The 18,469-nt window shown below is 36.8% G+C and carries 15 protein-coding genes and 1 tRNA gene; 12 read left to right on the forward strand and 4 right to left on the reverse strand.

Translation table 11 applies throughout. The features are described 5' to 3' along the window. Nucleotides 1-28 precede the first annotated feature (28 nt). Entirely contained in the window at nt 29-544 is a 516-nt protein-coding gene (locus NG809_RS12245) for a hypothetical protein (RefSeq protein ID WP_262151023.1), read from the forward strand. Between the two features lie 77 nt (nt 545-621). Here the strand turns inward: NG809_RS12245 and NG809_RS12250 are convergent, their stop codons facing one another. The 4 genes from NG809_RS12250 to NG809_RS12265 form a co-directional block, all read right to left on the reverse strand. Next, nucleotides 622-1,326 (reverse strand): FKBP-type peptidyl-prolyl cis-trans isomerase, encoded by a 705-nt coding sequence (locus tag NG809_RS12250; RefSeq protein ID WP_262151025.1) that lies wholly within the window; start codon nt 1,324-1,326, stop codon nt 622-624. A gap of 165 nt (nt 1,327-1,491) precedes the next feature. Continuing rightward, nucleotides 1,492-2,442: a hypothetical protein gene (locus NG809_RS12255; RefSeq protein ID WP_262151027.1), complete on the reverse strand. Its 951-nt coding sequence runs from the start codon at nt 2,440-2,442 to the stop codon at nt 1,492-1,494. A gap of 221 nt (nt 2,443-2,663) precedes the next feature. After that, the gene (gene dtd / locus NG809_RS12260; protein WP_262151029.1) at nt 2,664-3,113 is read right to left on the reverse strand and encodes a D-aminoacyl-tRNA deacylase; all 450 of its coding nucleotides are present in this window, start codon (nt 3,111-3,113) and stop codon (nt 2,664-2,666) included. Next, nucleotides 3,114-3,566: a hypothetical protein gene (locus NG809_RS12265; RefSeq protein ID WP_262151031.1), complete on the reverse strand. Its 453-nt coding sequence runs from the start codon at nt 3,564-3,566 to the stop codon at nt 3,114-3,116. It lies immediately after the preceding gene. A gap of 108 nt (nt 3,567-3,674) precedes the next feature. Between NG809_RS12265 and greA the strand changes: the two genes are divergently transcribed. From greA to NG809_RS12320, 11 genes are all read left to right on the forward strand, one after another. Then, the gene (greA, locus tag NG809_RS12270) at nt 3,675-4,145 is read left to right on the forward strand and encodes a transcription elongation factor GreA (protein ID WP_262151032.1); all 471 of its coding nucleotides are present in this window, start codon (nt 3,675-3,677) and stop codon (nt 4,143-4,145) included. Nucleotides 4,146-4,169: 24 nt separating this feature from the next. After that, a complete protein-coding gene (locus NG809_RS12275; RefSeq protein WP_262151033.1) occupies nt 4,170-4,559 on the forward strand; it encodes an HIT family protein in 390 nt (129 codons plus the stop codon). A gap of 65 nt (nt 4,560-4,624) precedes the next feature. Continuing rightward, the gene (clpX, locus tag NG809_RS12280) at nt 4,625-5,791 is read left to right on the forward strand and encodes an ATP-dependent Clp protease ATP-binding subunit ClpX (RefSeq protein ID WP_262151035.1); all 1,167 of its coding nucleotides are present in this window, start codon (nt 4,625-4,627) and stop codon (nt 5,789-5,791) included. A gap of 98 nt (nt 5,792-5,889) precedes the next feature. Next, a complete protein-coding gene (locus tag NG809_RS12285) occupies nt 5,890-7,911 on the forward strand; it encodes a T9SS type A sorting domain-containing protein (RefSeq protein ID WP_262151037.1) in 2,022 nt (673 codons plus the stop codon). Nucleotides 7,912-7,916: 5 nt separating this feature from the next. After that, nucleotides 7,917-8,141: a signal peptidase gene (locus NG809_RS12290; RefSeq protein ID WP_262151039.1), complete on the forward strand. Its 225-nt coding sequence runs from the start codon at nt 7,917-7,919 to the stop codon at nt 8,139-8,141. Nucleotides 8,142-8,202: 61 nt separating this feature from the next. Further along, a complete protein-coding gene (locus NG809_RS12295; protein WP_262151040.1) occupies nt 8,203-9,486 on the forward strand; it encodes a TlpA family protein disulfide reductase in 1,284 nt (427 codons plus the stop codon). 44 nt (nt 9,487-9,530) lie between these two features. Further along, a tRNA-Met gene (locus tag NG809_RS12300) sits at nt 9,531-9,604 on the forward strand. A 164-nt stretch (nt 9,605-9,768) separates the two neighbouring features. Further along, nucleotides 9,769-11,148: a rhamnogalacturonidase gene (locus tag NG809_RS12305; protein WP_262151043.1), complete on the forward strand. Its 1,380-nt coding sequence runs from the start codon at nt 9,769-9,771 to the stop codon at nt 11,146-11,148. Then, nucleotides 11,145-14,000: a glycoside hydrolase family 2 protein gene (locus tag NG809_RS12310; protein WP_262151044.1), complete on the forward strand. Its 2,856-nt coding sequence runs from the start codon at nt 11,145-11,147 to the stop codon at nt 13,998-14,000. Before NG809_RS12305 ends, NG809_RS12310 begins: the two co-directional genes overlap by 4 nt. Before the next feature lies 1 nt (nt 14,001). Beyond that, nucleotides 14,002-15,324: a rhamnogalacturonan acetylesterase gene (locus NG809_RS12315; RefSeq protein WP_262151046.1), complete on the forward strand. Its 1,323-nt coding sequence runs from the start codon at nt 14,002-14,004 to the stop codon at nt 15,322-15,324. A 367-nt stretch (nt 15,325-15,691) separates the two neighbouring features. Next, nucleotides 15,692-18,466 carry a glycosyl hydrolase gene (locus tag NG809_RS12320; protein WP_262151047.1) on the forward strand — a complete coding sequence of 925 codons (2,775 nt, stop codon included), beginning with the start codon at nt 15,692-15,694 and terminating at the stop codon, nt 18,464-18,466. Nucleotides 18,467-18,469 lie beyond the last annotated feature (3 nt).

Here is an 18,469-nt window from a genome sequence, read left to right on the forward strand (position 1 = left end):
GATGCCAGAAACAAAAAATTGGATTAAAATGAAAAAAATATTTTCAACCGCAGTAATTGCATCCGCAGTTTTAGCGAGTTGCGGTGCAGTACAGTCTATTGTACAAAATACGTTTCCTTACACAACAAATGTCCTTGTATCTACGGGAGTTCCAGCAGATAAAGAAGTGTCTTCAACATCCACGGCTACCAATGTTCAGACCTGGTTTGGTGGTAATAATAATGCTCAGATTAAAGACGTGAGAATTTCTGATGCTAAAATCTCAGTTGCATCACCTGCTGGCGGAACTTTAAGCGCATTGAAATCTGTAAAAATCTACATTTCTTCAGACGGAACCAGCGAAAGACTCGTTGCATCGAGATCTAACATTTCTACAACCTCTGCAAGCCTAAATCTTGATCTTAATAATGAAACCGGATTTTTGGATTCTGTAGTAAAAAGCTCGGGAGTAACAGTGAGAACCGTTTACGAACTGAAAAATCAGACCTCATCAGACATGAATCTCAAAGTTGCTTTGAATTTCAGCAGTGTACCTGTAAGATAATTACATTAAAATCGTAAACATAAAAATGTCTTTCAAATTCTTGAAAGACATTTTATTTATCTGATAATTCAAAAAATCTATTTGATGTTCACCAGTTCCACATCAAAGATAATGGTTGCTCCCGGTGGAATCGCACCTCCTGCACCCTGATCACCATAAGCTAAATCTGAAGGAATGTAAAATCTGTATTTTGCTCCTTTGCTCATCAGCTGAATGCCTTCTGTCCAACCTCTTATTACGCTGCCAAGATTAAGTTCAATCGGTGCTCCGCCATTTTTATCTGTAGAATCGAAAACAGTTCCATCAAGTAACTTTCCTGTATATTTTACTTCTACGGCATCAGTTGCTTTAGGTTTTGTCTTCCCGTCACCCTCAGTTACCACTTCATACTGTAAACCGGATGCTGTAGTTTTTATTTTGGCGTTTTGCTTGTTTTTAGCAAGAAATTCAAGGCCTTTTTTCTTGTTTTCACCTGCTTTTGCTGTAGCTTCAGTCATCTTTTTTTCGCTTTGCTTCTGCATAAAGGTTTGCATGAAAGACTCCATTTCTTCAGCAGGTAACAATTTTGGTTTTCCTGCCATCTCCTCTTTTATCGCCTGAGCCAGAAGATCTGCATCTACATTAATGCCTCCGTTTTTCATGTTTTGAGCGATGTTCAATCCAATGTAGTAAGAAGCTTTCTGGTCGTCAGTATATTTATCTGTAGCTTGTTTGTCTTTCTTCTGAGCACACGAAACGCTGAAGATTGCTACGCAAAACAATGCGATGGTCTGTTTTTTCATTATGATTTAATTATTTTAATTCTAAAATTGATTTTGAGCGTACAAAACTAATGATTATTGGGGAATTTTCTATTTTGATTTTAATAAAAGAAAGTTTTTTAAAATACACATAAAAAGCCCTCCCGAACAAATTCGGAAGAGCTCATTAAAATTATTATTTAAAATTTATTTTATTTTGTAAATTGATATTTCTGCCGAAGCGTCTGCTAATAAATCAATACTGAGACCACCGTCTACAATACCAAATCTCAACTGTTCACCAGCAGAAAGCTGATATATGTGGCTGATCTGACCTTGAGTCAAAGATATGTTTGCCAGCGAAAGCCCTCCTACTAATGGTAGACCAGGTAAAGCTAAAATGCTTAGTCCTCCATAATAGCGGAAATCTAAAGTTGTTGTATTGGATGTAGATAATGGTAATACCGTTCCTGGTTGGGATTTCGCAATAATAATTCCTGGTCTTGTGGAACTCAATGCCTGTAAGCTCAGCCCTTGTCCGGTTCTATAGCTGTAATTAATCTGATATATCCCGGTTGAAGGAACTGTGTAGTATGAATCGCCTCCGCTGCCGGCAATATTAGTAAGATTTGTTGTTGGTATATCAACCAATATTGGAGGGTTTACGCCGGTTCCTGATGTCTGGGGTAAACGTACAAACCGTGCATTAGAACTTAGCAGACCTAAAGAAAGATTTAATACTGAAAGATTTCCGCTCATTCTTGCTGCATAAGCACCATCGCCAGTTCCTCCACCTGTTGGTGAAGCTGGACCGTCAGGAATTATCTGCCAGGATCCGATACCTGCTCCATTGGGTTCTTCGGCATCATAGATAAAAAGCCCACGGCTCGTAATACTTGAAGATTTAGGTTCAGTAATCGCTGTTATGGGAGTTGTTACATAAACGATTGCACCGTTTTGAGCAGCACCATAGACGTTTGCATTCAATCTGAGTTCATCTCCAGTAACACGCGGTGGAATAATTCCTATAGGCTGACCGGCGGTCGTGCTTTTTTGTACGTCCAAAGTAGCACTTGGGGTATTGGTATTAATTCCTACCTGTGCGTTCATGCCGTAACTGCATAGGAGTGCAGCAAGCAAAATATAACATTTTCTCATAAGATTTAATTTTTAGTTGGTGTTAAATTACGAAAATTTAGAACTATAAATGCAAACTTTATGCAATTATGTTGCGATTTGTGGTACAATAATGAATTATTACTGTCTAATCTGCATAGTATGTTTTTGTAACCAAAAAAGGTTTCTTATGGAAACTGTACTGCTTTCACGGGTTTAGGAGTAATTTGAGCAGTTTTAAAATCTCCAAAAATAATAGAAAATTAATTTTTTGTACGGGAATCCATTACGATCGTTACGGGTCCGTCATTAATCAGAGAGATTTTCATGTCTGCACCGAAGATTCCGCTGGCTGTTTTTAAACCTGATTTTGAAATCTCGGATTTGAAATACTCAAATAAAAGAATTGCTTTTTCTGGTTTTGCCGCCTTAATAAAAGAGGGTCGGTTGCCTTTTTTGTAATCGGCAATCAGGGTGAACTGGCTTATGCAAAGTATTTCACCTGAAATATCCTGAATGCAGAGATTAAGTTTATCGTTTTCATCACCAAATACCCGAAAATTCAATATCTTTTGAACGAGCCAGTCTGCATCTGATTTCTCATCATTTTCATCGATGCCAAGCAGGAGCATAAAGCCTTTTTTTATTTCACTTACAATTTTACCGTCAACTTTAACGCTTGCCTCAGAAACTCTTTGAATAACCGTTTTCATCTAAAAATAAACATTTAAAACGTTGGTTGAAGGATCGTAATTGTACAGATATGTTTTAGGTGGAAGTGAGGTAACAGAAGTCGGATTTCCAGTAAGTAAAATCCATGTTGCATTGTCTTTCGGGCAGATGATGCTGATGTTGTCTTTCACTTCCAATGTAGTATTTACGTCCGGGCAAAGATGTGGAGCATTCCTGTCGTAAACTTTAAAGGTATTTCCGGATCCACGGACGATGATTAAACCGCGGGTTCCAGACTGTTGTTCATCCACATAAATCCATCCTTGCGGTTGGGTAAGTTTAAAATAAGCAGGAAGATTGAGATTCAAAGAAACATTCACTGGGGCATTAGGAAAACAGCTTACTGTATCGTTGTTGCTTCCGCATGAATTTAAACTTAAATTACTGAAAATCAGAATTATTGAAAATATGATGAGCGAAAAAGTTTTTTTCATTTGAATTGAAATTTTTATATATTTGTAAAACAATAACGATTAACACGCAAAAACATTGTCCGACAAATGTCGGATTATTTTTTTATACTAAAACAAAATTTTAAAATTATGGCAAGCTATGTAACAAAGGAAGGATTGGATAAAATGAAAGCCGAGCTTGAGCAATTGGAAAAAATTGAAAGACCGAAAATCACTCAGCAGATTGCAGAAGCAAGAGATAAAGGAGATTTGTCTGAAAACGCAGAATATGATGCAGCAAAAGAAGCGCAGGGAATGCTCGAAATGAGAATTTCAAAGCTGAAAGATATTGTGACAACCTCAAAAGTAATCGACGAAACTCAATTGGATACCTCTAAAGTATCGATTCTTACTACAGTTAAACTTTTAAATAACGATACAAAAAAAGAGCAGGTTTTCAAGTTGGTTCCTGATAACGAAAGTGATTTGAAATCAGGTAAGATTTCTGTAAATACTCCTATTGCTAAAGGTTTATTAGGAAAAGTAATCGGTGAAACGGCAGAAATCGTACTGCCGAACGGAAATAAACTTTCTTTTGAAGTTTTGGATATCACTCTTTAATTATCATTTTTAAATCTCAGAAAAATGAGTTCAATATTTACAAAAATCATCAACGGAGAAATTCCTGCATACAAAATAGCTGAAGATGAAAATTTCATCGCATTTCTGGATGCTATGCCTTTGGTGAAAGGTCATACTTTGGTAATTCCTAAAAAAGAAGTTGATCTGATTTTTGATCTTGAAAGCGAAGAATATAAAAACCTCTGGGCTTTTGCTCAGAAAGTTGCCAAAAAGGTAAAAAATGCAATTCCCTGTATGCGTGTTGGTGTAGCAGTTGTAGGGCTTGAAGTTCCTCATGCTCACATTCATCTGATTCCTTTAAACAAAGTAGAAGATATGAACTTCAAAAATGAAAGACTCAAGCTGTCATCTGAAGAATATACCGAAATTCAAAATTCAATTATTAATTCTTAACTAATACAGAGAAGTCGTAAAAAAGTAATTTTTTACGATTTTCTTTCATAATATATCTTATAAAAATGAATCCAAACCAATGTTCTTTCTGTGGAAGAAAAAGAAATGAAGTACAGATGCTGGTTTCCGGGCAGAATGGTTTTATTTGCGAAAGCTGCATCGAGCAGGCGCATTCTATCGTAAAGGAGACTGCGTCTACAGACTCTGCATTGTCTCCCGCAGAACGTATGGAAGATTTAAAAAAGCCTAAAGAGATCAAAGAATTTCTCAATCAATATGTAATTGGTCAGGATCAGGCGAAAAAGCAGCTTGCGATAGCTGTTTACAATCATTATAAAAGGTTGCTTCACGCACAGACAGAAAACCGTGAGGTAGAACTTGAAAAGTCAAACATCATCATGATTGGCGAAACAGGAACGGGCAAAACGCTTTTGGCTAAAACAATTGCCAAAGAACTGAATGTACCTTTCTGTATCGTTGATGCAACAATTTTAACTGAAGCTGGTTATGTAGGCGAAGATGTTGAAAGTATTCTTTCCAGATTGCTGATGGTAGCTGATTACGATGTTGAAAAAGCAGAAAAAGGAATTGTTTTTATCGATGAAATCGACAAAATTGCAAGAAAATCAGATAATCCGAGTATTACAAGAGATGTTTCAGGAGAGGGAGTGCAGCAGGGATTGCTTAAGCTTTTAGAAGGAAGTATTGTGAATGTACCGCCACAAGGGGGAAGAAAGCATCCTGACCAGAAATACATTCAGGTCAATACGCAAAATATTCTTTTCATAGCAGGTGGTGCTTTTGACGGCATCAAAGAAATTATTGAGAGAAGAATGAATAAGCAGGCGATTGGTTTCAGTGCGGAAAAAATCAATAAAGTAGATGAAGATGAATATATTTTGAGAAGCATCAACGCTATTGATCTTCGTACTTTTGGTCTGATTCCCGAGCTTTTGGGTAGGTTTCCAATTATCACTTATTTGGAAAAACTGACAAAGGAGACGATGATTCAGATTATGAAAGAACCGAAAAATTCTATTGTAAATCAATTTATTGAGCTCTTCAAAATGGATGGTACGAAACTTGAATTCACTGATGCGGCAATTGAGAAAATTGTAGATGACACCATGGAGAAAGGTCTTGGCGCGAGAGGTCTCCGCGGAACTACAGAAAAGGTTTTAGAGGATTATATGTTCAGTGTAGGTGAACAGGACGAGATCATATTAACATAATATAAAATTTCCTTTATACACTTGATATTATTTTTTTTAAAGCAAAATTATTCTATCTTTGCAATTGAATATTGTATTAACACATAATCTATTATACAATGAAAAAAAATTTATTAACTGTAGGACTATTGGCTATAGCTTATTCTGTTCAGGCGCAGAGTACAGTCCTTAACGTAGGAAACACCGCTAAGATGTACATTAGCAAAAACACTTTAGTTTATAATGGCGGAAGTGTAAGGCTTGTAGGTAACGGTCTTGTAGAAAACCACGGTAATGTAATGATTGTTGGTACATCTGGTGATACCTTCACCACTGTTACAACTGCCGGGGCTAATAAAACTCCGGATGCAAATGCAACGACTGGAATTTACGCAACAGCTGCAACTCCCAACTTTATCAATAAGCTAAACGAACCGGGTAATTATGGTCTAAGAAACAAACCAGATGTTGCCAGCACGCCGGCAATAGATGAATCTCAGGTTTATACTTATGGTCAGTTATACATTCGAGGATTAGCACAAGGTGATATTCAGGGATACGTAGATCAAGAGCATACAAATGTTAATCATGGTGCTTATCAACAGATTGGAATGCCATTTTTCAACAAGGCTTACTCTACTTTGAGTACTGAATTAGGTAAAACTTTTACAGCTAATAGAGGGTCACAGAATGATATTCATAATTGGAATAATCCAAATGTAGTATTTGATCACGTAACAAACTTTTCTGCGGTTGCAAATCCGAGGTCTTATATGATTTTAGGTAATAAACCAGATGCAACTGTAATAAACTTTAATACTGTAAAAACATTTAAAGGGAGACCAGTGTCCGATTTAGCTGCAGAAATGCCCGCTATGACGCTTGCTGATGCAGGTGCTAACGTTACGTTTGGAGCTGCTGGTGGAAACTATAATCAGTATAACGAAAAATATTATTCTTACTTGCAGGATGGTTTCCATACCTCTACGGGAGGGACAGTGTGGCAGGGTAATTATGGGAAAAATATTTATCAGTACAGTAATCCATTTCTTACAAACTTAGATCTTTCAGGAATTGCTGCAACAAATGGTGCTGATCCCGATGGAGACGGAAATCAACTAGGGGCAAATTTTCAAGGTGTCAGACTTGAGGTTGCAGGTGTCTCATATTCAGCCAATGGCGGGGGATCTACCAGTTATAAATATGTTTCAAGAGATACAACGACAGGAAAACTTATCGTTGGGGACTCTGAATTCTTGAATGTAAGACCAATGGGTACTTTCGTTCTCAAATTTACTTCTCCTACATCCAATACTTTGAATTTTCAGACGCTTCGGAGATTTAATTATCTGCCGAGAACAGGTGATAGCTACAGTGTAACCGCTGCTAAGAATATGAATGTGGGTACAACCAAGCAGCTTACAGTAATTGCATTAAATTCAGCTGGTGCAGAAATTGGTCGTACTTACTATGTTGTATCACCTAATGCATCGACTGGAAACTCGCAAAATGCTAAAATGCAGGTAAATGCATTTTCTGAATATCCAATTGGTACGTATGAAGAAGATCCTGCAGGAGGGTATGATTATAATTTTACAAATTCATACTGGTTATATATAAATGAAGCTAACGAAAGTAACTTCTTAGGAAAAAATATTAAGTTAGTGAAATATAATGCTAATGTTACTTCCTATAAATTTGAAATAAAAGAAGATGGAGTCTTGATTGCGGATGATGCACATGCGTTATCTTCTGGAACTGGTTTCTATTTTAAGCCATCAAACGGAACGGTTCAGCAAGCCAAACAAGGGAATGTAGTTCCAGCTTCTCATGCTGAGTTTGATCTATATTATGGAGCGCCAAATAATCTTGTTCTGGGAACTGCTGAGACTAAAACACCTTCAAGAACAATGGTAATTTTCGTACCAGATATTAATGACTATGTTGTTAGATTTGATCCTAACTGGAAAAAGGCAGATATTACAGTTTATGACATGAGCGGTAAGCTTGTTCTATCTAAAAAGGATGTGAAAACCGATCGTGATTTTGTTATCGATTTAGATGACAATTTGAAAAACGGTTACATTGTAAACATTCTTTCTGATAACGGTGAAAAAGTAGCAACTAAGATCTTAAAATAAACAGTATGAAAATCCAAAATAAATTTTTAGCTTTAGTAATAACGCTCTCTGCATTAATAAAAGTTACAGCTCAGCCAGGAGGAAGCGGGCCGCCACCTGATGGAGGAGGTGGAGGAACAACTCCAGGTGTGCAGTCTATCCCTGTCGATATGTACGTTTACGCACTTGCTGTTTTTGCAATAATGTTGGTTGTATTTTTTGCAAAGAAATACAAGTCTCAAAAAATATAAAAATTATATTAAAATATATTTAACTCTCTGATTTATCAGAGAGTTTTTTTATTTTTACAGTATGAAAAAGATTTTCGCAACAGCAGTTTTCTTTACTGCTTTTAGTATAAACGCTCAGTTCGTAGTCACTATCAAAGCACCTGCAAACTTCAGGGAACAGGAGGCAATTCTATATACTTTAAACGGTTCGAAAGATATTGTTTTTACCAAAGAAACAGCTAAAAAAAATGTCTGGACTTTTAAATATCCTAAGAATTATGTGGGAATGATGAAAGTCTTTCTGCCGAATACAAACAACAGTTTTAATTTTATTTCAGAAAATAAAAATGTAGAAATCACGCTCGAAACTGAGGGCGATAAAGTAAAAAACATAAATTATCTTGATGAAGCCAACTCTCTGATGAATTCCATTCAGGAGGGCTCGCAGAAAAAGGAGATGATTTTACCTGCATTGATTCAGATCAAAGAGTATTATAAAGGAGCAAGTGATTTCGGAAAAGCCTTGGATTCTGAGATTGCAAAACTTTCCAATAAATCAGCTTCTGATTTTTCCACACATCCTTTCATCAGCTATTACAATACCAATTACAATAAGTTTTTAGTTGCAGAAAACTCTAAAAACATTAAGCAGGAAGATATTATCAATTTCATTGATAAGTCGACTGATATGCTTGAAACATCTTCTTTATTAAGACCGGTTTTGGTTTCTTATCTAAATGTGGGAGGTAATAATAACGTAACTGCTTCAGTAGATAAACTTCTTGAAACATTAAAAGTAGAAACGCCAAGAGGACAAACCGTTCTATCTGAGTTGATCGATATTTTTGATGCTTACGACATGAAGGAATTTAAAACTAAATACCTCACGCAGGCAAAAAATTTGAAGTGTACCATCACAGACCGTTTGGCAGCAACATTAAAAACCAATGCAAATGTTGAAATCGGAGCTACATTTCCAGGATATAATTTTTATTCTGTTACCAATACAAAAGCAAAAACCCTGGCAGATGTAAAAGCAGACAAAAAGATTATTGTTTTTTGGTCTTCCACTTGCTCACACTGTGAAAGCGAACTTCCTCAGTTACTGCCAAAATATCAGGAAATGAAGTCTAAAAACATCGAAATTATCGGCCTTTCTTTAGATACAGATAAAGATGCTTATACAAAAAAGATAGCAGCATTCCCTTGGATCAACGATTCAGAATTGAAAGGCTGGAACAGCAGTTATGGTGAGAAATATAATATTCATGCAACACCTACCTATTTTATTTTGGATGCTAATAACAAGATTATCAGTAAGCCAGATCACGTAGGTGATGTTTTGGAATATTTAAAGCTAAAATAATTTTGGAGGTTTGTAAATATTTTCTATATTTGCACCACCAAAACGGCGAGGTAGCTCAGTTGGTTAGAGCGCAGGATTCATAACCCTGAGGTCACGGGTTCAATTCCCGTCTTCGCTACAAAAACCCCTTTTCTTAAGGGGTTTTTTATTTTTTACACATTTATAAAATAATCTTACGTTTTCCTTTGACATGAAAGAGCAGGATACTGCATGCTCTCAAAATGTATATTTTTATTTACTAGCTTTAATGCTCAGAAAATATAAATTTACATCAAACCGATTATGATTTTTAAAAATAGAATTATCCATATTTTTTCCTTTGCATTTATCTTCCTTTTTACATCCGCAATGAAAAGTCAGGACAAATGGCCAGACGGATCCAAGATTGACAAATGGTTCAAAGATAACAAACCCACAGACATCAACAAATTAGGCAAAAAATATATACTTACGGCCAACGGTATGAAGAACGACAGTACAATTCTTCAGACAAAACAGCTTCAGGCAGTCATTGATTTGGCAGCGAAAAATGGCGGTGGAGTTGTCGTGGTTCCAAAAGGTACATTTCTCATCAGTTCAGTTTTCTTCAAGCAGGGAACGCATTTGCATCTGGAAAATGGCGCAAAATTGAAAGGCAGCGATGATATCAACGACTTTCCAGTGGTTACGACAAGAATGGAAGGACAAACCGTGAAATATTTTCCGGCTTTGATTAACGCTGATGGATTGGATGGTTTCACTATTTCAGGAAAAGGAACTTTAGACGGAAACGGACTTCGTTTCTGGAAATCATTCTGGAAAAGACGCGAGTGGAATCCTAAATGCACCAATATGGACGAGATGAGACCAAGAATTATCTACGTTTCAAATTCTAAAAATGTTCAGGTGGAAGGAATTACCATTAAAAATTCCCCTTTCTGGAGCACACATTATTACAAAAGTGATTTCGTTAAATTGTTAAATCTGACGATTCTTGCTCCGAAAGAACCGGTAAAAGCACCGAGTACAGATGCGGTTGATATCGATGCGTGTACCAATTTCTTAATTAAAAATTGCTATATGTCAGTGAATGATGACGCAATCGCTTTGAAAGGTGGAAAAGGTCCAAAAGCTGATACAGACCCGAACAATGGTGAAAACAGAAATATCCTTATCGAAGACAATAGCTTCGGATTTTGCCACAGTGTTTTGACTTGCGGAAGTGAATCGATTCATAATTACAATGTGATTTTAAGAAATTCTAAAGTGAAAGATGCTTCAAGATTATTACATTTAAAAATGCGTCCTGACACGCCTCAACACTATGAATATTTAACGGTCGATAATATTTCAGGAAATGTAAAAACCTTCATCTATGTAAAAGGCTGGAACCAGTTTTTTGATTTAAAAGGTGAAGAAAGACCAAGAAAAGGATTGGCAAATAACATCACCATTAAAAATATTGATTTAAGTTGTGAAACGGCTTTCTCCATTGAAAAATCAGATTTATTTGATTTAAAAGATTTCACTTTCGAAAATTTTAAAATCAAAGCATTAAAACCTGAAATGCAAAATCTGAATCACATTCAGAATTTAAAGCAAAAAAATATCAATGTGACGCAGGTGGCTTCTCTCACGCAATCTTACGACAAAAAAGACGATTCCGATATTTCTGCTAAATGAGTTTTTATTCCAAAATATTCGTTCTTTTATGCTTTTGCTCACAGTTTCTGCATTCTCAATCTAGGGAAATCCAATTCCTGAGCGGGACAGATTCTGGGCACACCAAAGAATGGGATTTTTGGATAACCGGCGGACGAAAATCTGGAAACTGGGACAAAATTCAGGTTCCTTCACAATGGGAACAGCAGGGATTTGGTTCGTACAACTACGGGCGGGATTACGTAACCTACGGCAAAAATTTTAAATTTAACGACGAAACAGGTCTCTACAAACACAAATTTACCGTTCCGAATTCGTGGAAGGGAAAAAGCATCAACATCGTTTTTGAAGGTTCTATGACTGACACCGAAGTGAAAATCAACGGCAAGTTGGCTGGAGCAATTCATCAGGGTGCTTTTTATGAATTTAAATATGATATTTCTGATAAATTAATCTTTGGAAAAGAAAATATTCTCGAAGTCAAAGTTTCCAAAATGTCTGCAGATAAATCGGTGAACAACGCAGAACGTTTAGCGGATTATTGGGTTTTAGGAGGAATTTTCAGACCGGTTTATTTGGAAGCTAATCCTAAAGAAAATATCTCGTGGACAGCTATTGATGCCAAAGCAGATGGAACTTTCCGTTCGGATATTCATTTAAAAGGAATCCAATCTGCCAATAATGTAAAGGTCGAAATCTTTGATATTAAAAATAATTTGGTTGGAGAATCTCAGATTACCATTCAAAAAGGAGATACTTTAAAGCAGATTCAGTTTTCTGTTAAAAATCCAAAAGTCTGGACAGCCGAAACGCCTAGTTTATACAAAGCGAAATTCAGTTTAAATAAAAACAGAAAAAAAATCTTCCAAACCGAAGAAATATTCGGTTTCCGAACGATTGAAATCAAAAAAGGCGACGGCATTTACGTCAACGGAACTAAAATCAAAATGAAAGGCATCAACCGTCACGTTTGGTGGCCTGAAACGGGACGAGCTGTCAACAAAAACATCGATTTGATGGACGTTCAGCTCATCAAAGAAATGAATATGAATGCCGTTCGATGTGCTCATTATCCACCGAATAAATCGTTTCTGCAAATTTGTGATTCGCTGGGCTTATATGTTTTGGATGAACTCGCTGGCTGGCAAAAAAAATACAGCACTGAAGTTGGGAAAAAGCTCGTGAAAGAAATGGTTACAAGAGATGCCAATCATCCTTCCATTATTTTCTGGAGCAACGGAAATGAAGGCGGACATAATTTTGATTTGGATGCAGAATATGCAAAATATGACCTGTCAAATCGTCCTGTCATCCACGCGCATCACAAGCCGGGAAATGCTTTCAACGGAATCGACTGTAATCATTACGAAGATTATTACAGCACAAAAAAGATTCTCGAAGGCGAAAATATTTATATGCCGACCGAGTTTCTGCACGCTCAGGATGACGGCGGTGGCGGGACGTCATTGGCCGATTACTGGGAACTTCACTGGAATTCCCAAAAAGGCGCTGGCGGTTTTCTCTGGGCGTTTGCGGATGAAGGTTTGGTGCGAACAGATTTTAACAATCAACTTGATGTGAATGCAATTAATGCTCCGGATGGAGTGGTGGGTCCACATCGTGAAAAAGAGGGAAATTTTTACGCAATACGGGAAATTTACAGTCCGGTAAAAATTGATTTGAAATCTTTGCCAAACGATTTTAATGGAAATATTCCTATTGAAAACCGATATCATTTTACGAATTTAGATGAATGTCAGTTTGAATGGAAACTGGTTAAATTTAAAACACCATTTTCATCAGAATCCGGATTTGATTTGATTGAAAAAGGAAAAGCTGAATCTCCGAATATTAAACCAACAGAAAAAGGGAATATTAAATTAAATCTTCCAACTAATTGGAAAGAAAGTGAAGCTATAACGCTGACTGCGACCGATTCTTTTGGAAAAGAAATTTATACCTGGACTTGGAAAATTAAATCGAATGATGAAATTTCAAAACAGTTTTCTAAATCTTTAATCAAAGAATTTCCGGTATCGGTGATTGAAAATGACTCATTATTTATTTTAAAATCAGACGAAAAAGAATTTTCATTCGGGAAAAAAGATGGATTATTAAAGTCAGTTATTTTAGATAAAAAAGGCAAAAAAATGACTTTCCAGAACGGACCGATTTTCGTGAATGGAAAAATGGAATTATCGTCCATAAAATCCTTTACAGAAGGACAAAATCAGGTTATTCAAATTTCTTACAAGGACGGGAAAAAAGCCGTTTGGAAACTGAATCCCAACGGGATTTTAGAATTAAATTATGAATATTCTTTGTCGGGAGATTATCAATTTTCAGGCGTAAGTTTCGATTATCCTGAAAATTATGTCATCAACGCAAAATGGCTCGGTAAAGGTCCATATCACGTTTGGAAAAACCGAACTCAGGGACAGACTTACAACGTCTGGCAGAACTTGAAAAACTCCACCCGAACAGGTTTTTCACCTTGGATTTATCCTGAGTTTAAAGGATATTTCGATGATGTTTCATGGTTGCAATTAAATACAGCAGAGGGAAAAATTACGATTGGAACAAAAGAAGAAAAAATGTTCGTCAGACTTTTTGATTTTTATGGAATTTACGGTGGGGAAGGTTATCCGAAATTGCCGACAGGAAATATCTCTTTCCTCGATGCGATTCCGCCTTTGGGAACTGCTTTGGCGTTTAATATTAACAATGATACTGCGACTTTAGGCCCAGAAAGTGAACCGAATCACCTGAACGGGACGTTTAAAAGAACTTTATATTTTTATTTTGGTCTGCCGGATTTGGGTGATGAAAATAAGCAGTTTACAATGCCGAAAGAAAATATTTTAACAGATTAAGATGAAGAATTGGATTTCACTTTTAACCGTTCTTTTCTGCGCAACAATATTTGCACAGCAAACCACTTTCAAATTTGATTTTGGTGGAAGCAGGGTGGAAAATGGTTTCATTCCAATTAATTCGACTTCAAAATTTGACAGGAAAATCGGTTACGGATTTATGGATATTTCAGGTCTAAAATCTGTTGACAACGGCGGAAATGCTTTGACGGGAGATTTTATTACCAGCGATAAACCTTTTTATTTCTCGGTGGCGATTCCTGAAGGAAATTATGATATTACATTAAATCTTGGTGATTCAAAAGGAACATCCGAAACAACAGTACGCGTCGAAAACCGCCGTCTGATGCTGAATGACATCAAAACAAAGAAGGGAGAAATTATAGAAAAACAAATCACAGTTCACGTCAAAGACAGCATCATCCGAAATCAAAACGGAGCTCAGATTGGGATTGTAAAACTTAAGCCGAGAGAAAGAAAATATTTACATTGGGACAATTTGCTGACGATTGAATTTAATGATAAAGCTCCTAAAGTCTGTTCGGTAATCATTCAACCCAACAAAATCGCAAAAACTATTTATTTGACGGGAGATTCAACCGTTGTCGATGCACAGTACGAACCTTGGGCGTCGTGGGGACAGATGTTGCCGTATTTTTTTGTTCCGAACGAAGTCGTGATTGCCAATTATGCTGAAAGTGGAGAAACGTTGAAAGCCTTCGAAGACCGCCACCGAATCGATAAAATCTGGAACAAAATCAGGAAAGGCGATTATCTTTTCATTCAGTTTGGGCACAACGACCAAAAAGCAGGCAACAGCACAAAATCCGGTTACAGAAAACGGTTAAAAGAATGGATTTCGAAAGCCAGAGAATTGGGTGCAATTCCGGTTTTGGTTACCTCAATGAACCGCAGAGTTTTTGATGAAAATAATAAGATAGTCAACACTTTAGACGATTTTCCTGTAGCGATGAGAGAAATTGCAAAAGAAGAAAACGTTGATTTAATTGATTTAAATGCCTTAAGCAAAACCTTATTCGAAGCGATGGGACCGGAAAAAGCAAAGAAAGCATTTGTTCATTATCCTGCAAACGCTTATCCCAATCAACCGGCAGCTTTGGCTGATGATACACACTTCAACACTTATGGCGCTTATGAATTAGCGAAATGTGTTGTAAAATCTATCGTCGACCAAAATTTATCTTTAAAGAAATACATTTCAAAAAATTATAAAAGTTTTAACCCAAATCAACCCGATGATATCGAAAAATTCCATTGGCCGGAATCTGTTTTTATGGAATCTTTGAAGCCTGATGGAAATTAAAAAGTAGGAATGATTCAAAAAGAATTTTGTTTACCCCAACCCTAAAGGGAGCAAAATTCCTTTGAAAATTTCCTCAAAATTACTCCCTTTAGGGTCGGGGAAATAATTTTGACGAAATTTGAAAGTCCTGAAAGGACGACTTTCAATAGCATTGGGTGAAGCCCAATGACAAAATAAAAAAGAATGTGAGCAAGCCCTGAAAAGGCGACATCGTGATTCACCCATAGAAGAAAATCTTTGATTTTCAAAACTTATGTGTTCTTCTAAAGAGCCGAATCACTCACTTAAAATAACTCATGTGTCCAAAATCTTTTGTGACTTTTGACTTCGTCGAATCTTCGATTTGTGGTTAATTAAACAGTAAAAAATGAAAATTAAAAATATTGTCAGTATAAGTATTCTCTGTTTTGTCATCGGAAATCTCTCCGCACAAAATCCGTGGCCTACAGTTACCGAGACCGTAAAACCGTGGACCCGCTGGTGGTGGATGGGAAGCGCAGTTGACGAAAAAGGTTTGGACAAACAACTGACAACCCTAAATAAAGCTGGTTTCGGAGGCGTTGAAATTGTTCCGATTTACGGTGCAAAAGGTTTCGAAAACACTTACATCAATTATCTTTCTCCGGCTTGGATGAAAATGTTGGAGTTCACGACCAGTAAAGCAAAAAGCTTAAATATGAGCGTCGATATGTCTGTGGGAACGGGCTGGCCGATTGGCGGACCGCAAGTCAGTGAAAATGATGCGGCGACCAAAATGATTGTTCAGACGTATGAGATTCAACCGAATGAAAAATTCTCAGAAAAAATTGTTCTGAAAGACGAAAAACAGAAGAATTTAAAGACAATAAAACTTGATATTGTAACCGCTTACAATGACAAGAATGAGGCAACTGTTTTAACAGATAAAATCAATGCTGACGGAACTTTAAACTGGAAACCGACATCAGGAAAGTGGACAATCTACGCCGTTTTTGTTGGTAAAACTTTACAGAAGGTTAAACGTGCGGCTCCAGGCGGCGAAGGCTTTACTTTAGACCATTTTTCGCCCACTGCAACAAAAGATTATCTGAAAACTTTCGATAAAGCTTTTGGAAATTCAAATTATGGAATCCGTTCTTTTTTCAACGACAGTTATGAAGTTTATAATGCCGACTGGACACCGGATTTTAAAGAGGAATTTCATAAAAGACGGGGTTATGATTTAAGTCCGTACATCAAATATTTGGTGGGCAATGAGGAAAACGAAATCGCTGCGAGAATAAAATCGGATTACAGAGAAACGTTGAGTGACTTGATTTTAAATCGTTTTACCAAAGATTTTACCAATTGGGCACATTCCAAAAACTCCAAAAATACCAATCAGGCACACGGTTCGCCTGGGAATTTATTGGATTTATATGCAGCGGTCGATATTCCCGAATCTGAAACTTTCGGAAGTACACCGTTCGATATTTTAGGTTTGAAAAGAGACAGCGCCGACATTCAAAAATCGGATGTTCCCGATATTAATATGTTGAAGTTTTCTTCTTCGGCAGCCAATGTAATGGGCAAAAAACTGATTTCAAATGAAACTTTTACGTGGCTGACAGAGCATTTCAAAACTTCGTGGTCACAGGCAAAACCGGAAGTGGAGCAGGTTTTTTTGTCAGGAATCAATCACGTTTTTTACCACGGAACAACCTACACGCCGGCGGACGTAAAATTTCCGGGATGGCTGTTTTATGCATCGACCAATTTTGTGCCCGAGAACAGTTTGTGGCCACAGTTGAGTGGACTCAATTCTTATGTTGCACGCACGCAAAGTGTGTTGCAGAGCGGAAAATCAGATAACGAACTGTTGATTTACTGGCCAGTTTACGACCAGTGGGCGAGTCCGAAAGGGAAAGATGTTGCCTTTAAAATTCACAATATTGAAAAGTGGTTACAGCCTACAGAATTTTATAAAAACCTCGATAAATTGGGCAAATCCGGATATTCTCTGGATATGGTTTCCGACAGAATGATTAGCGAGGCGAAATTTGATAACCAAAATATTCAGGTTTTAAAAGAGGGTGGTTCGTACAAAGTTTTAATCATTCCTCAATTAAATTATTTACCAGAATCTACCTTAAAAAATATTTTAAATTTAGCTCAAAACGGCGCATCCATCATATTTCAGAACGAGCCGAAAAATATTCCGGGATATTTTGAAGCCGAAAAAAGAAAAACGGAACTGCAGAATTTGTGGAAATCAATTCCTTTTCAGCAAAATGGAAATGTGAAATCGGCAATATTCGGAAAAGGAAAAATTATCCTCACTTCGGATGTTGAAAAAGGTTTGGAATATTTAAAAATTGAGAGAGAAAAACTGACCGACACCGGACTGAAATTCGTGAGAAGAAAATTTGATGGCGGAAAATATTATTACATCGTCAACAACACTTCAAAGGAAATCAATCAGAATATTCCGTTGAATTTTGTTGGGAAACAGGTCGCTTTGATGAATCCTGAAAATGGAGACTTTGGAATTGCCGACACTCAAAATAATTCAGTGAAAATTCAGTTGAAATCCGGTGAATCTTTAATTATAAAAGCTTCCGAAACCGCAGATAATTCTGTTGCAAAATGGAAATATGTTGAAAAAACAGACGCACCGATTGTATTAAATCAACCTTGGCAACTGACTTTTAAAGACGGCGGTCCTGAACTTCCGAAATCAAGAACTTTGAAGAAGCTTCAACCTTGGACGAATTTCACAGAAGACGCTCAAACGCAAAGCTTTTCGGGAACCGGAGTTTACACAACGACTTTAAAATTAAAAAAGAAAAATGCCGATGATTATCTTCTGAAATTCGATAAACTCTACGAAAGTGCAACAGTGATTGTCAACGGAAAAGAGGCTGGAATTGTCTGGAGCAACCCGTTTGAAATCAACGTCGGAAAATATCTTAAAAAAGGGAAAAATACAATTCAAATCGAAGTCAGTAATCTGATGGCCAACCGAATCCGCTATATGGACCAAAATAAAATTGAATGGCGAAATTATCACGAAATCAACTTTGTGAACATTAACTACAAGCCTTTCGATGCATCTAACTGGAAAGTTCAGCCTTCCGGTATGGATGGCGAAATTCAATTAATTCCAATTCATTATTCAAAATAAAAA

Origin of the sequence: Chryseobacterium foetidum, assembly GCF_025457425.1 — a bacterium.
GTDB lineage: Bacteria > Bacteroidota > Bacteroidia > Flavobacteriales > Weeksellaceae > Chryseobacterium > Chryseobacterium foetidum.

What these genes read in the sequence shown, in the direction of transcription:
- NG809_RS12245 (WP_262151023.1), top strand. Translation starts at nt 29, where the DNA reads ATGAAAAAAATATTTTCAACCGCAGTAATTGCATCCGCAGTTTTAGCG.
- NG809_RS12295 (WP_262151040.1), top strand. Translation starts at nt 8,203, where the DNA reads ATGAAAAAGATTTTCGCAACAGCAGTTTTCTTTACTGCTTTTAGTATA.
- NG809_RS12255 (WP_262151027.1), bottom strand. Translation starts at nt 2,442, where the DNA reads ATGAGAAAATGTTATATTTTGCTTGCTGCACTCCTATGCAGTTACGGC.
- clpX (WP_262151035.1), top strand. Translation starts at nt 4,625, where the DNA reads ATGAATCCAAACCAATGTTCTTTCTGTGGAAGAAAAAGAAATGAAGTA.
- NG809_RS12285 (WP_262151037.1), top strand. Translation starts at nt 5,890, where the DNA reads ATGAAAAAAAATTTATTAACTGTAGGACTATTGGCTATAGCTTATTCT.
- NG809_RS12310 (WP_262151044.1), top strand. Translation starts at nt 11,145, where the DNA reads ATGAGTTTTTATTCCAAAATATTCGTTCTTTTATGCTTTTGCTCACAG.
- NG809_RS12315 (WP_262151046.1), top strand. Translation starts at nt 14,002, where the DNA reads ATGAAGAATTGGATTTCACTTTTAACCGTTCTTTTCTGCGCAACAATA.
- dtd (WP_262151029.1), bottom strand. Translation starts at nt 3,113, where the DNA reads ATGAAAACGGTTATTCAAAGAGTTTCTGAGGCAAGCGTTAAAGTTGAC.
- greA (WP_262151032.1), top strand. Translation starts at nt 3,675, where the DNA reads ATGGCAAGCTATGTAACAAAGGAAGGATTGGATAAAATGAAAGCCGAG.
- NG809_RS12250 (WP_262151025.1), bottom strand. Translation starts at nt 1,326, where the DNA reads ATGAAAAAACAGACCATCGCATTGTTTTGCGTAGCAATCTTCAGCGTT.
- NG809_RS12305 (WP_262151043.1), top strand. Translation starts at nt 9,769, where the DNA reads ATGATTTTTAAAAATAGAATTATCCATATTTTTTCCTTTGCATTTATC.
- NG809_RS12265 (WP_262151031.1), bottom strand. Translation starts at nt 3,566, where the DNA reads ATGAAAAAAACTTTTTCGCTCATCATATTTTCAATAATTCTGATTTTC.
- NG809_RS12320 (WP_262151047.1), top strand. Translation starts at nt 15,692, where the DNA reads ATGAAAATTAAAAATATTGTCAGTATAAGTATTCTCTGTTTTGTCATC.
- NG809_RS12290 (WP_262151039.1), top strand. Translation starts at nt 7,917, where the DNA reads ATGAAAATCCAAAATAAATTTTTAGCTTTAGTAATAACGCTCTCTGCA.
- NG809_RS12275 (WP_262151033.1), top strand. Translation starts at nt 4,170, where the DNA reads ATGAGTTCAATATTTACAAAAATCATCAACGGAGAAATTCCTGCATAC.